Genomic DNA, 14,348 nt, shown 5'->3' on the forward strand with positions numbered 1-14,348 from the left:
ATCAGCGGTGTATGCAGTATCCTCTCTCCGGCATATAATACACCTTGTCGTATGCGATGTGGTCAAGTACGTTTTGCAACCTGTCCAGTTGTTGACTGTCCAACACACGAATAGCGGCAATGGTGATGTTCTGTGAAGCGATACGGCGGTGTTCGCAATTCCTTTCTGACATATTGCCGTCCCCATCAGCATGAACGCTCTGCAAGTAATCGTTCACGGCTTCGGTCTGTTCTTTACTCGGATATGCGGCCGGGTAACGGTCTTGAACATACGCAACCATGTGGCTGACCGCATTTGCCAGCAGTGGTTCACGTTCTTGTAGTTGTTCGATAAGTTCTTCCTTGTTCATGTTTTCAATTATTTTGTCCCATGTCCCAAGCATATTCTGTAACATTCTCTTTTCTCTGTTTTTTGTTTTTATTCTTTTTCAAAGGAAAGAGGGACAAAGGGACATGATATTTTTTTTCCCATATTTTGATATTTAAAATGGTAAATCCGGCTCATTGGGTAATGCAGTATAAACTTCTTCGCTCGGTGTGCCCACCCTCACCCAAGGATGCTTTGTCCGTCCTGTCTTGTCACAATAGGCAGGATGCAGACCTTTTACTCTCTCCTGCTCACTCCGTTTCCAATTAGGAATCATGTACATCAAGCGGTTGATATATTGTGAGGTATATTTGGACGGATTACGTCTGACTAAATCATTAGGCATTTCCTCAATAATTTGCCGGGCACAAACCATGTTGAGTGAGGTCATTGTTGAGTTTGGCTCTGAATATGCCTCTTTTTGATAAGCCAATCGGGTAGGAATAGCCCAACTTACATACTGTATGGGTATCTCACGTTCCAAATACATTTCCAAATCTTCCATGATGGGGTCAACAAGGATACTGGAATGTTGTACCTGTACTTCGTTGGCTTTAATCTCCATGTCTGGTGACAAGTAGAGTTTCATTCCTTGCCGGTAATAGGCGTATGCTTCTGCCCAAAGTTGAGGAACAGCACGTTGTAAAATATCCAACCATTCAGATACATGACCATTGCCTTTGACCGGGATTATCCACCAACGGCGATTCCCATTGTCCCCTTGCAGGAAATTTGTCTCATTGGTCGTAGCCGCAAAGACATTGTGCCGCATAAATTCCACTACTTTATGCCCGTATGCAGGACGCATATAGTCGCTGCAACGGCTCAGAAAAGCCTTGGCCGCCTCTGCGTCATTCGCTCGTTTCAAACCATTCAACTCGCTGATTTCAATAATCCACCCATTGGTGATGGTTTCTACTTTCTCCTTATCGCCACTGGCGAAAGAGAATGAATCATTGAACCATTTCCCGCTAATGGCCTTGAAAAAGGAACTTTTCCCGATACCCTGTGAGCCAGGCAAAGTCAGTACGTTGTCAAACTTGCAACCGGGACAGAACACTCTGGCTACAGCCGCTACGAACCATAGCGTTGTCTGCTCCTTGACAAGCGGCGTGTCCTCTGCTCCCAAATAATCAATGAGGGTTGTGGATATGCGAGGCTGTCCGTCCCATGTTTCTTGTGTGATGAATTCCTGCACAGGATTGAAACTTCGTTCGGAAGAAGTGGTCTTCAGTATCTCAAATACCTTATTCTGTGTAAGACGCAACCTATATGTCCTTTCCAAATAGTCTTGTATCTTTCCTGCTGATTCCTCATCAATTTTGTTGCCATTGACATACGAGACAAAGGGCAAAAGCATATGTCATCTTGACAGAAGGTATCGTACCTTATCTGACTAAGATTCTCATCCAATGTGAAAATAAGTCGGAGGTTTGCGATAGAACGAACTGGATTCCCGTAGCTATCTGTTGCCAAGTCTTTTTTCCAATTATCATCCATACCATCATTCTTTAATGTGGATTCCACCTGATTCCTTTGCCAAAGACAGCGCAAGGTCTGCGTCCACCACAATCTTTCGCCCTATCTGTGTGATAGCCTTGTCTATGATACCGCTCTTCTTAATACGGTTGGCCGTAGGTACACTGCACCCGAACACGCGGGCGATACCCTCTATACCATAGTAATTACCTTTGGGTGCCACTTGGGAAGTGACCACTTCTGTACTCTCCATACTTTTGGTGATGAGAAAGCAAAGCTCCTCACCCGTCATCATGGCGATGGGCTTTTGAAGTAGTTGGGTAAAATTAAGTTTTTCTTCCATACCTTTACTTGTTTGGTTATTAAATACTTTAAGCCTCGGTGCAACTCTGTGAAACCGATTTCACAAGCAAAGGTAGTGTATGAAGTTCTGTGTGTTGGTCGGTTTATTTATACCTTAATTTAACCGACCATATTACAACAGTTGTTCGCAGAAAAAACGGATAGCTGGATTTCCCGACTACCCGTTATTGATAAAATAATCCGTCCATCGGTCTATTATTCGTTTCGCCTTAGTGTAACTGCTTCCCCTTTGGCGCGAGTTTAATGACATATCCTTGATTTCACCATACCGCTTCTGTGGTATGTCGTGTCCGTAATGCCGTTGTGAGAACTGTTCTATGGCACGATGGAACGTCATGTATCTTGTAGATGCTTTCATCCTGCCTGCCTTTACCAAAGATTTCAACAGGTAGGCAAGGCTTATGTCTTCTGTGTTCTCTTCAATAAACAAGCGGATGCCTTGCGTGATGCGTTCCTTGTCGCCCACAAGAATATCATCCAATGATTGTATCATCTTTCTATTCCCCCGTTTGCCTTTTACTTTCCGCAAGACAAACATCACTTCTTTCCAAATCTCTGGATTACAGCCTTCTGCCGTATCTTCCCATCCGGCTTTATTTTCTGTCCCTATTTCGATACTTTGAGTTACAAGAGTTGCAACACATGATTTTATTAGGACCATGTCGCCATGATTAACTTCTTCGCTACTCAATAGACGGTCAAGTAACTTAGCCATACGTGAAAGACCATGGTCAAATATCACGAAATAGTACATGCAATAAGCCAATGCCTCCTTTTTCTCTATCACATAATCATACAGGTTAGCCATAAATTCACCAACAAACACGGCATGGGACAGGAAAATGATTTGGGAAATGTACATCAGGAACTGGTATACCATCTTTCTTTCCAACTTGCTCAACAGATAGCATCCTTTGCTGTTTTTCATAAGTGCATCCAACTGCCCAGTCAAATAGACTCTTGTTTCCTGTGGCAGATGATTCCAAATTTCAATCGGTGTTTCGGAACGAACCATCAATAAATCCGATTTCGCGGATGCAAGTAACTCTACTGCGCCTGTTTTTATATTGATACCTATCCACAGTCGTTTGTTAGTGATACATTGTGCTATAATGTCTGTGTATTTGCCAGCCCATTGTTGATTGACCATGTTCTGTACATCTTTACCATTTATGAAATCAGAGAGCCAGTTATACAGCATCAAGGCTTCAGGTGGTGTACAATTCCGCATCATCTGGTACATATCCATCAAAACGGATAAGTTCCCTTTGCTTACATCTTCCATACGTTTACAAAAATAGACATACAACTCTTCATTGGCTGATTTCCAAGCACGAATAGCCATATCAGCGCAATCCTTTTTTTGCAAATAGTCTTTTATTTTCTCTATGAAATTTATCATATTCAAGGTCGTGTTATGTTCGTGTAAACAACTTGGTTAATTCCTCAGTGGACATATTCGTCAGTTTCTCCAATAACAAATCTCTTTCAGAGGTCTTTGTCAAATTCAGCAGTTTCGAGTTATTCTCCATTTGGATTTCAAGAGGGTAATGCTCAATATAGATTTGAGTAATGGCATGATCAGAAGTTGAATGTCCCATGCTTTCAGAGATATAATCCATATCTACTCCGGCATTATGCAGATTAGTAGCAAACGAGTGTCGGCACCATGTGCCGGACGGACAGATGGACTTATCCCAGTGCAGTACTTCATGGCATATTTTGATGATGCGGTCTTTTACATTTGAGTTTTCCTGCATAGTATATTTGCGGCGTAACGCTTCTGTTTCCGCACCTTTTAATATGTTGGGGAATACCATACCGCCACGAGTCGGAGGAGCTGCCACTTCATCTAAAACATATTGTAAAGGAGGGGTGATGGGAACTATTACCTCAGAACCGTCAGCACTTCTTCGGGAAGTTTTCTTTCGATTGAAGCGGAAGGCCTTACCATCTGTCTGATAATAATAACTATTATAGATCAAGCGGCCAGCATCAGCCATATTGAAACCGTTGCAAAGGTATTGGGCAAGAAATAATCCCAATGAATAATGCGCACGTTGCACATATTCTTCCGACCAATGTTCGGGATATTTCTTTGAGACAAAAAGATTGTAAAGTTCCGTCATTTGACTGACATTCAGGAAACTCTGTTTGCGCTTCGCACTCTTGGGAATACTCACAAGCCCTTTCTCTTTCTTGTTAGAGAAAGGATAAGGGACATCTTTGAGGTAGCCTTCATGCACACACCTATTCCATACTGCACGGCAACAGCGCAAATAGATACCAGCCGTAGTATCGCTGATTTTACCTACAATTGCGCCATTCTCATCTTTTACTCCATTGTGCATCCCCTCTTTCCATTTCTGAATTTCTGCGGCACTGATACAAAATCCTTTGATTGCATTTGTCCCAAGTATCTTCTTGAATGATTTGAGCGCACATTCGTAGCTTTCAGCCGTGGTAAAACGTGCTCCGCCATCATCAGTTTTGAAACCTTTGATGACTTGTTCCCATATACTGATAAACGATTGTGACTTGGTTATTTCCTTTTCAGATAGTGCCACATCCTCACCCATAATACGTTGGCGCACCATCTCAAATGTTAGGATACCTCCTTTGTTCAGGTTACTCAAAACTTCTTTGTATTTGGGAACAAAGGTGTCTTTCCATTCTTTTTGAAGTTTGTAGTTCTCACTCTTGCATTTAGTCGCATTGCAGATGTCTGAGAACTTTTTCTCAGTAAAAGAACTTCCGGCAGTAAGATAAAAAAACTTGCGGTCTATCGTGAAACGGAGAGATAATGGAAACTCATACGCATTCTTTCTGCGAGTACGTGAGTCCAATACGATAGAAACAGAGCAATTCCGCTCTTTGAAAAGAGGCAGGGACTTTGTCAATTTTTCCATTGCATTCATTGTTTATGTTCAACATAACCTCTGAATACAGCCGCTTTGCAATGTGAGGCGTACATATACAAAACGCTGCATATAACTACTGAGTCCCTATCCTTTGACGGATAAAAACATTGTCGTTATATGCAGCGGTGCAATCTCGTTGTCTTCTGTCGCTGACTGGTAACCGGGCTTATGCTAATCGGTCTCAACCCCTGAAGCAACTCTCGCGTTTCGTTTGTCGTAGAGTACCCTCCGACTGGTACTCCCTCTACGCTTCGATTCATCGGAATAGAATGACCCTCCCACGATAGTTAGGCAAACTCACTTTTCCCTTTTGAGAAAGAGCACCTTTAGGTCATGGCTTACCATAAATGCATTGCACTTGCAAAGTTACAACATTATTCTGTAAATCAATATATAAATGGAATATATTTGAGTTTATTTGACTGTAAGGTGTAGCCGCACCAACACAATCTCTCAGCAAAGATGTTACAGGATAGCATGGAGTTTCATAGAAGCCCTATGCGTAAACACAACCAACTCAAACCGTTTGTTTACGCATTGTTTACGCAGACAAAGAAAAAAGCACCTACGATTTCTCGTAAGTGCTTGACTTTTAAAGTGGACCAGCTTGGGCTTGAACCAATGACCTCCAGAACGTGATTCGCAAATATTTGATTTTCAAGCCTAAAGGTAGTATTTCTTTTTCAAATAACCTCTTTTGTTTCCTTCTATTTTCTTAAGATGTGTGCAATTAGATTTGCACGGTACATGTATATTGGATTATTTTATCTCTCTTGATATTGAACTCTTAATAGAATACAAATTAATATCATGTTGATAAAATCCTAAAACAATAGCTTCATTGATATTATGTTGATGAGCAAATTGTTTTATTTTCATTTGCATCGCATGCGGAGAAATCATAGAATGTTGTTTTAAGAATGTGTTCCATAAGTCTTTGGTAATCAAAGAATACTTAGCGAATTTATTAGCATCTTCCTCACATTTATTTATTTCAGCTCCTTCTATAGAAATGTATTTTTGTTCTCTATTGTTGAAAAGGTGCATATAAACATGATATATCTCATGTAATAAAGCAAAGGCATAATTGTCAATCCTGTTTAATCGCAATGTTAATACAATCGTTGGATTTTCTCCTTTCCAAAAAGAGAATCCATCAATGGGAGTCTTGTCAAATTTGGGCACTATGATAAATTTGATTCCATATCGTAATAGAATTTCTTTTGTTATATCTATAGTATTTTTATTTATCAGAAATAAATGATTTAACTCATCAACAAGATTATTTAAACCGTCTTTATCAAACTTCGTATCACATTGAATTTTTGAACTTTCATAGAAAGCAAAGTGTTTCCATGAAAAAATATTTATAGGGTCACTTTTCAACCGCTCAGATTTCTTAAAATAAGAAACTTCTTTTTCCTGAGAGTATGATGTTACTAATTCTTCAACAGAGGCTACACCAAAAATTGAGTATATAGTTTTTATATTCTCTGATATTTTGCTCCCTATAATATTAAATTTCTCAAAACATTTGATAGAACAATATTGAGAAATGATTTTCCAAATCTCAATATTTTTTTTCCGCTCTATTATTTTTATATTGATATTTGCTTTGTCTATATCATATTGATTTTGTAATGATAACCAATAAGAAGCATCTATTCCTAAAATTTCCTGTAACAAAACAGCAACTTCAGGAGTTATAGCACGACGTCCCTTTATTATATCATTGAGTACGGAAGTAGGCATGCCCATAAATGAAGCTAATTCTTTTTGCTTCATCTCTCTTGCATCTAATTCGTCTTTAATGACTTCTCCCGGATGAATTGCTATACAAGGTACACAATCGTTTAATTTAAATTTAGTCGCCATAATGGTTGGATATTTCTATTAATTCTATTTCTGTAATTATCAATGAGCCGTCTATGGTAGAGCTTTTAAATATTAGCCTCCAGCGTCCAGTACATCTGACCGATTCAAAGTTCTTTAAATCTCCTTTTAACCGTTCATAATGCAAACTTCCAATTCTGAATAAATCTTCTATTCGCTTGGCTGTCCTTAAATGATTATATGCTTTTATATAACCTTTAACAACATCCTTAGGAAGTCTTTTGTATCTTTTGTCATTGGTGCAACCCACTTCCAATAACTCTATTAATGCTTCATCTTCTGTATAGATATTCATGTAATTTCATTATCTTTCTGCAAAGATAAGAATTTTATTCTTTATGATAACAAAATTCATTATAAAAATTATCAAATCTGATAATCATACAATATTATATAACACATTAAGTAAACAATAGAAAAAACATATTGTTTACTTATAAGCACTTTTTCAACTCATTAATGCACTAATAATTGAGAGGAAGAATCTGTTTCTTTTAGCAAAAATGCAGTATTATACCATATAATCTAACGTGAGTTCGATATAAATCAAAACAAATTTAGCTGCCTGTCATTGATGAAACTTACATCAATGACAGGCAACTGTAAGGTGTAGCCGCACCAATACAATCTCTCAGCAAAGATGCTACAGGATAGCACGGAGTTTCACAGAAGTTCTATGCGTAAACACTACCAACTCAAACAGTTTGTTTACGCATTGTTTACGCAGACAAAGAAAAAAGCACCTACGATTTCTCGTAAGTGCTTGATTGTTAAAGTGGACCAGCCTGGGCTTGAACCAGGGACCTCCAGATTATGAGGCTCTAAATTTCATCCTATTAAATTGCAATATGTCAACGTATTAATAATCTCATTGGAAGTTTATCAGTCAACAATTAGTCAACAGCTAAACCTACGGTACAAAGTTAAATATTAGTTTTCTATATTCCAAAGAATTGGGTTGTTAGTATGTAACATTCGTAGTGCTTATATAAAAAAGAAAACAGCATAAGAGTTTCCTCAAATGCTGCTTCCTTTAGATTGTTATTCGTTCATGTAATCCACTATCTGCCTAAACACATCACCTGCCATTAATCCACCACTTGCAGGTAGTCCATTTTTATGAATGGAAACAATGATAGAATATTGGGGAGCATTGGTAGGGAAGTAACCACAGAACTCTACAATATAGCTTCCATCTTCAAGCTGTACTGTTCCTGTTTCACCTGCTACCTGTACGTTATCAGACTTGGCTGATTGCGCTAAGCCATCAGTTACCACATATTCCAATGCCTGTTTCAGACTGTCAATGTTGGCTTGACTTGCTATCTGTGGATTGATAACTGTTGTACTGTCTTTGTAAAGTTGAGGTTGTACCATCTTTCCACTATTAGCAATAGCATTATAAAAGGTTAGCATTTGTATAGGGGTAATAGTTTGATTATATCCAATGCAGAACCATGCAAAAGCCGTATTACTCCAACCACTATCTTTAGGAGTAACAAAGTATGCAGGTTTCAAATTAGCTATTCCTGCGATGCTGTCTGGTTTACCATAATTCACCTTATTCAACAGATTGAAGTATGCTTGTGCATCATCTCCAAATGCTTTCTCCGTTGTTTTATAAACAGCAATGTTTGAACTTGAAGCTAAACCTTGCTTGATAGAGATTTCACCATATCCACCTCTATGCCAATTATGGTCTTTAAGTTCTCTGCCATGAACAGAGTAGATTCCACTTCCAACATCGACCTTATCAGATAGGTTTACTTTCCCTGTTTCTAATGCTGCCAATAGTGATATTGGGTGCATAAGACTTGTTGGTCGTTGTACAGAGAAGTTCTCGCAGGGTTGATAGTTGGCACTATCTTTCCTTGTAAGTCCAATCAGAGCCTTGATTTGCCCTGTTTGAACTTCCATAATGATAACTTGCCCAGATAAGGCATTGAGTTCAGATAGTTTACTTTCTAAGATAGAGGTCGCTTTCACTTGTAAAGTGCTGTCTATGGTGGATGTTAGTTCTACTTTATGCTGCTTGGTTTGGCATGAAGTAAAGCATATTGTCGCAAGAATAATTATATAGGTTCTCATAGTTGCCTTATTTGTAAACATCAACAAAGTTGTCACATGGTTATATATTATGCTCCTTGTTCTTTAAGTCCCACATCTAAATCATCCAATATGGACTTTATGAATGAAAATAACTCCATTGTGGTAGCCTGTCTTCCTTTGAACCTGTAAGATGCTATGGATGCGGCACTGCTACTTGATATGGTTTCTTGTAACTCCATGAATTGTTTCTTTAGGATGCGCCATTCCACTCGTATCTGTTGAAGTGGAGAACCACATTCCATACTATAGTAAATGATGTCAAATTGAACTTCCATTTCCTTTAGAAGCTGATTAGCTCGATTCACTGTCTTGTAAGCATTGAATAATCCCATGTCATTATAGTTTTAATATTTCTAAAATTGCTATAGCCTTGTTTCTCAATTCAAGAGAAAAATTCAAGTGATAAAGTCTATTAACCTTTTCATCCCATAGCTTAATGGCAAACAACGCTCCTAATGCACAAGTGTATTGGGAGCTAAAGATAAAGTATGGAATTGTATTAAGAGTAGTCAGAAAGTCATGTGCAGTAGGTGCTAATTCTAACTGTAATGATTTACCATATAGTTCTGCTAACTTGTTTGAGCTACAGACTTTATCATAGACCTTCTTAAACTTCTCCACTCCATTGTGGCGTATGTATTCATTAGAGAAACCATCTATAACTTCTTCTAATGTGTTTGCTAAGAATTCCATATATGTTTAATTCTGTTCTTGATAGTAATTGTATTAGGAATCTTAAACCAAAGGAGGTAGATTGTACATCTTAACCATATAATGTAGTGCTTTAAGTTCCATTTCATTAATTACTTCATCTACTGTTGCCATTTCAACAAGTAATTTGTGTATCATAAGTTTCTTCTGAAAATCCAAGTTACTAATCAATGTCTGAACCTCTTCTTCTTTCATTAGGGCGGCTTCTTCGATTATTCCACCTAAGAAATCCTCCAAACTAAAGCAAAGAGCTTTACTTGCTATTTCACTGAGTAGGCGATTCTCAAGAGAACCTCTACGTCCATCTGCATTTGCGATTATTATCAATGTATGTAATATCGCTAATCTTTCTTTTGTGCTAAGTGACATATTGTTAAATATTAATCCATCCCTATTCTTTTGGGGAAATTGTTATAATTAAAGCGTAAGGAATAGTAATATTTGGGTATTACTACGCTTATAAGTCTAATATCTTCTTTACGTTTTGAGCTAACTTATATCTAAAACTACCAACAGCGTCACAAGTAGCGATTTTATTAATCCATTCAAAGACTACCTTGCGCTTTGAGTAATCCATATTGTGTAAAACTATGAAAGCCTCTCTGGGAGATAACTGTGCGGATTGATTTGACATCTCTGGTGAAATTGAAAACTTATCATTTGCATCTAATAAGATACTGAGTGGCTTTCCTGTAGGATAAGACTGCTCTCCATATGCAGCTGCTCTAAGGATTGCACTAAATGCGATTAATTCTTTACTTGTAAACATAGATTCGAAATTGTGCCCACTTGTTCCCTTAGTAAGCGATTAAACACAAAGAGGACGTGGAAACTACTGAATATTATCTTATTGAGGCTCTCGACTGCCCAGCACAAATAATAAACAATAGTCCACGTCCCTATGCAGTTAATCCATTCAAAAGTATGAATGATATGTAACAACAATCAAGACGTGGACGTTCTTGCCTACTACCCTTGTGCTTTGAAACTGTCGAGATTTCAATAAGGGATAATATTTAAAACGTCCTTCGTTAGCTAATATGTCCTTCCAGTCTTTAACGCATTAGGTGTCTGGAATTGGCACAAAGTTACGAAATTCGTTTGAATGGCAAGAACTTATTGTTTATAAAATGTTGAGACAAGCCTAAAGTTAAGTAGTTTAGGTAGGTAGTAAATCCACTTCTGCCCTTATAAGTGTAAAATTCTCCACTTCTGCACCTGCCTTGAATTTTCATCTTTAAGTCAACATATTGTTGGTGATTTACAATTGGCTATCTTCGACATAAGTTTTAAGACTTTAGATGTATATGGATTCTTGTAATTAGTGTAATTGACCTTATTATATAAGGGATAAAAACCAAACTTTTAAATAATGAACTTTAGATGCTTCTTAACTTAATATTTGAGATGTACCTTATATATAAGGTGTAGGTGATTATTTCTCCGTTTGAAATTTTAGGGTAGGACAAAGTCAGATTGGGGTATATAAAGCTAACCTTGCTCTGGTTTTGTCCTACCTATGATTAGAAACCCAAACATTCATAAGTCTGCAAGATTTCTTCCTGCCTTAGCCCCAAGTATCTCTTAGTAATAGCTACTGAACTATGATTAAACAGTTCCATCAGCTTTACCAAAGCAAGCTCTGCATTATCACTGTTCATATTATAGACCTGCCTGCCAAATGTCTTTCTAAGGGAATGGCAGCTAAAGTTCTTAATCTTTAACCTGTACTTCTTCTTCACCTCTTTAAGAATTATGTTAATTCTCTGAACTGTGAAGATTGTACCTTTCTGACTTACTAAGATAGGTGCATTGATGCCAATAGGATTTATATGCTCGTAGCACTCTTTGATATGTTGTTGTAATTGGGGATTCAGTCTGATAGTTCTTACCTTGCCTGTCTTTTTCTCAATTACTGTAAACTCGTCAGCACCTAATATCTGCTTCCATCTTAGAGATAGAATATCAGATATTCTTAAACCTGTGAAGCATCCCAAAGCTATAAGGAGCGAGATTTTATAATTCTCGTCTTTGGTTAACTTCCTTATGAGGTTCATTGCATCAGACCATATAAGATAGTCTGCCGTTGTGCTTGAATATTTAAGTGACATAATGTTCTGTTTTATATGTTAATGAATAGAAGTGAATATTAATTCTGAGTTGGATTTACTAACTCATTGATTACTAAAGGGAAATTCACTAATAGTAGAAGTGAATATTATTAAGCAAGGACACCCAACTTGGAAATTGAATGTCCTTTACCTTGTTATATATGAGAACAGCTTACAATTGTCCTTCATCAGAGAAGCTGTAATATCCTGTATCTGTAAGAATGAGGTGGTCTATTACTGTAATTCTCATAAGTTGGGCTGCATCTTTGACCTGCTTCGTTGTCTCCATATCTTGCCTGCTTGGTTTCAGATTACCGCTTGGGTGGTTATGTGCAAGAATGATAGCTACTGAATTGGTAAGCAATGCTGCCTGTAAAATAACTCTGACATCAACATCTGTTGTAGTCAATCCTCCTTCTGATATAAGAGTGTAACCCAAGACTTGATTGACTTGGTTAAGAAATAAGACTTTAAAGTATTCCTTGTAACAGATAGTTCCCTCTCTATATGTAGGGAGCAAATATTTATAAGCATCTTCTGAACTTATAATCTTATGCAGATTCTTGAATTTGGGTTTGTAGTATAGCTCCACTTCACCCACTTTATAATCTATATCCATAATGTCAAGTATTAGAATGGTCTATCTCCATATTCGTAAACGATGATAGAATGGCAAACTCTATCATAGAATGAGAACCCACAGCAAGTGTGGAAGTAGCTTTCATAAACTGCCGCATATTCACCATGCTGCCTGCTGTTCCTATCTAAGAATGAATCAAACTTATGTAGCCAATATTTGATGGCTTGCAAGCGTTTGATGTATTGTAGATTGTTCTCACAGTAACACAACTTCTCCTGTAAAGAGATTATGTGATTAATTGCGTTTTCAATATCATTAGTATTCATAATGTATAATCTTTTAATAGGTTAGTAGATATAAAGAAAGGACACCAACTTAATGATGCCCTTTCCTCTCTCAATCAACAATCCACTCAGCCCAAGAACCAAGCGTATTCACTATCTCCTAATTTGGCACGTTGTATGCCTTGTACAAACTCTGTGCAGTTAAGATTCCTCTCCAAGAAGTTATCTATGTAACTTGACTTTACAGAACCATTGAGCAAGTTAAGCAACTGCCAACCTGTAATGCTGTCCCCTGTACTTTTGAAGTTTGCATCTGAAACGAATGCTCTACAAGCCGCATTAATCTGACTGTCTCCCAACAATAGACGAGGTAAGCGTTTCTGTTGGTTGGGTGTAAGAGCTTGGTATAGTCTCATCCTGCCTATTATTTGGCAGAACTCGCTTGTAGAGATTGACATCTGCCCAAGTGTTCTTAATAGGTGCAGGTCTTTGGATGGGTTGTAGGCATGGAACAAATTCAAAGCTGCTGCATATAGTTCCTGTACGCTTAGAACTTCTATCTTATCCTGCAAGCCGTCAGTGGTGAGCATTAAATTTGAGCACACACGATTCCTAAAACCTATGAAGATTTTAAATCTCTCAACAGACTTCTTGCTGTACAGGTTAATCTCGTTATATGCCCTTACTCCACCAATGGATAATGCCAAACGATTACCGTATTCATCATGTACAATGGATGGGATTTCAAAGCAAAAGCACATTCTCTGGTAGAACAATGTTTTCTCTGCATCAGTCAGTTCAGAAGCCTTCTTGCCTAATGCACTTGGTATTCTTCCATTGATAGGGTGTGATATTCTAATCTCTGGCATATCAAACTGCTCTCCATTGAAGTAGTCTTTGGCAGCATCCACCACTGCACCTATAAAGGATTGGTGGCTAATGGTTTCCTCCATTGACGCAAAACTGGGAATGATGCAGTCTTGTTGTAGGTGCTGCAAGGTTACTTCCTGTGTGTTGGCTTCAATGAAATGATTCACTCTCTTGGGTGTTGCAACTTCTTCCATAATGATTGCTTCTTCTGCAAACTCACCCATGTTTAATGATTCTCTACGCTGTGCCATAGCTGGCATAATTACTAAATCTCTCATAATGAAATTGAATTAAATGGTTATTGATTGATGAATAGCGGTAAGCGACAATCTTGCTGTAGTTATCATGCAGTTTCCTACATTTAAGATGATACCACATACCGCTAAATAGCTATAAGTGTTATATCATTAGGATATTTTACATATATGGCTATTTTGTGTTATTCCCTAAGTATCATTAAATGGAGGTTGGGAGTAATAGTAAATTATAGCTTGGCTATGGTAATAGTGCATCGTGCCATCCTTCTGATTAATAAGAATGCTTACTATTATTGATGATTTGGAACTAATCTCTAAAGCATTCTTTTTATTTAAGAGCTATGAGGGGGTGTTTATGTGGGTAGGGGTGTCTCGTGCATAACTCTGATGGTTTTAAATTGGCA

At 37.9% G+C, this 14,348-nt stretch carries 15 protein-coding genes and 1 pseudogene; all 16 read right to left on the minus strand.

Translation table 11 applies throughout. The features are described from left to right. Position 1: 1 nt before the first annotated feature. Positions 2-349, minus strand: a complete 348-nt coding sequence (locus IR173_RS06175) for a hypothetical protein (RefSeq protein ID WP_237038836.1) — start codon at positions 347-349, stop codon at positions 2-4. Between the two features lie 132 nt (positions 350-481). Continuing rightward, positions 482-1,866 (minus strand): annotated as a pseudogene (locus IR173_RS06180) (VapE domain-containing protein). Between the two features lie 4 nt (positions 1,867-1,870). Continuing rightward, entirely contained in the window at positions 1,871-2,188 is a 318-nt protein-coding gene (locus tag IR173_RS06185; protein ID WP_237038797.1) for a DUF3853 family protein, read from the minus strand. A 177-nt stretch (positions 2,189-2,365) separates the two neighbouring features. Next, the gene (locus IR173_RS06190; RefSeq protein WP_237038798.1) at positions 2,366-3,610 is read right to left on the minus strand and encodes a DUF6043 family protein; all 1,245 of its coding nucleotides are present in this window, start codon (positions 3,608-3,610) and stop codon (positions 2,366-2,368) included. A gap of 13 nt (positions 3,611-3,623) precedes the next feature. Then, a complete protein-coding gene (locus IR173_RS06195) occupies positions 3,624-5,117 on the minus strand; it encodes a tyrosine-type recombinase/integrase (RefSeq protein WP_237038799.1) in 1,494 nt (497 codons plus the stop codon). A gap of 771 nt (positions 5,118-5,888) precedes the next feature. Next, positions 5,889-7,004, minus strand: a complete 1,116-nt coding sequence (locus tag IR173_RS06200) for a HigA family addiction module antitoxin (protein ID WP_237038800.1) — start codon at positions 7,002-7,004, stop codon at positions 5,889-5,891. Then, entirely contained in the window at positions 6,994-7,317 is a 324-nt protein-coding gene (locus IR173_RS06205) for a type II toxin-antitoxin system RelE/ParE family toxin (protein WP_237038801.1), read from the minus strand. The genes IR173_RS06200 and IR173_RS06205 overlap by 11 nt, the downstream gene beginning before the upstream one ends. Positions 7,318-8,063: 746 nt before the next feature. Further along, on the minus strand, positions 8,064-9,110 hold the full coding sequence (locus IR173_RS06210) for a penicillin-binding transpeptidase domain-containing protein (protein ID WP_237038802.1): 1,047 nt from the start codon (positions 9,108-9,110) through the stop codon (positions 8,064-8,066). 47 nt (positions 9,111-9,157) lie between these two features. Beyond that, positions 9,158-9,406: a hypothetical protein gene (locus tag IR173_RS06215; RefSeq protein ID WP_237038803.1), complete on the minus strand. Its 249-nt coding sequence runs from the start codon at positions 9,404-9,406 to the stop codon at positions 9,158-9,160. 61 nt (positions 9,407-9,467) lie between these two features. Then, positions 9,468-9,824 (minus strand): hypothetical protein, encoded by a 357-nt coding sequence (locus IR173_RS06220; protein WP_237038804.1) that lies wholly within the window; start codon positions 9,822-9,824, stop codon positions 9,468-9,470. Between the two features lie 42 nt (positions 9,825-9,866). Beyond that, entirely contained in the window at positions 9,867-10,211 is a 345-nt protein-coding gene (locus tag IR173_RS06225; RefSeq protein WP_237038805.1) for a hypothetical protein, read from the minus strand. Positions 10,212-10,299: 88 nt separating this feature from the next. Beyond that, positions 10,300-10,611 (minus strand): hypothetical protein, encoded by a 312-nt coding sequence (locus IR173_RS06230; protein ID WP_237038806.1) that lies wholly within the window; start codon positions 10,609-10,611, stop codon positions 10,300-10,302. A 754-nt stretch (positions 10,612-11,365) separates the two neighbouring features. After that, the gene (locus tag IR173_RS06235; RefSeq protein WP_237038807.1) at positions 11,366-11,953 is read right to left on the minus strand and encodes a tyrosine-type recombinase/integrase; all 588 of its coding nucleotides are present in this window, start codon (positions 11,951-11,953) and stop codon (positions 11,366-11,368) included. 172 nt (positions 11,954-12,125) lie between these two features. Then, positions 12,126-12,572: a JAB domain-containing protein gene (locus IR173_RS06240; protein ID WP_237038808.1), complete on the minus strand. Its 447-nt coding sequence runs from the start codon at positions 12,570-12,572 to the stop codon at positions 12,126-12,128. A gap of 11 nt (positions 12,573-12,583) precedes the next feature. Then, entirely contained in the window at positions 12,584-12,859 is a 276-nt protein-coding gene (locus IR173_RS06245; protein ID WP_237038809.1) for a hypothetical protein, read from the minus strand. 86 nt (positions 12,860-12,945) lie between these two features. Beyond that, positions 12,946-13,965, minus strand: a complete 1,020-nt coding sequence (locus tag IR173_RS06250; protein ID WP_237038810.1) for a DUF3871 family protein — start codon at positions 13,963-13,965, stop codon at positions 12,946-12,948. Between the last annotated feature and the right edge of the window lie 383 nt (positions 13,966-14,348).

It is taken from the genome of Phocaeicola faecalis, from assembly GCF_021730445.1.
GTDB classification, from domain to species: domain Bacteria; phylum Bacteroidota; class Bacteroidia; order Bacteroidales; family Bacteroidaceae; genus Phocaeicola; species Phocaeicola faecalis.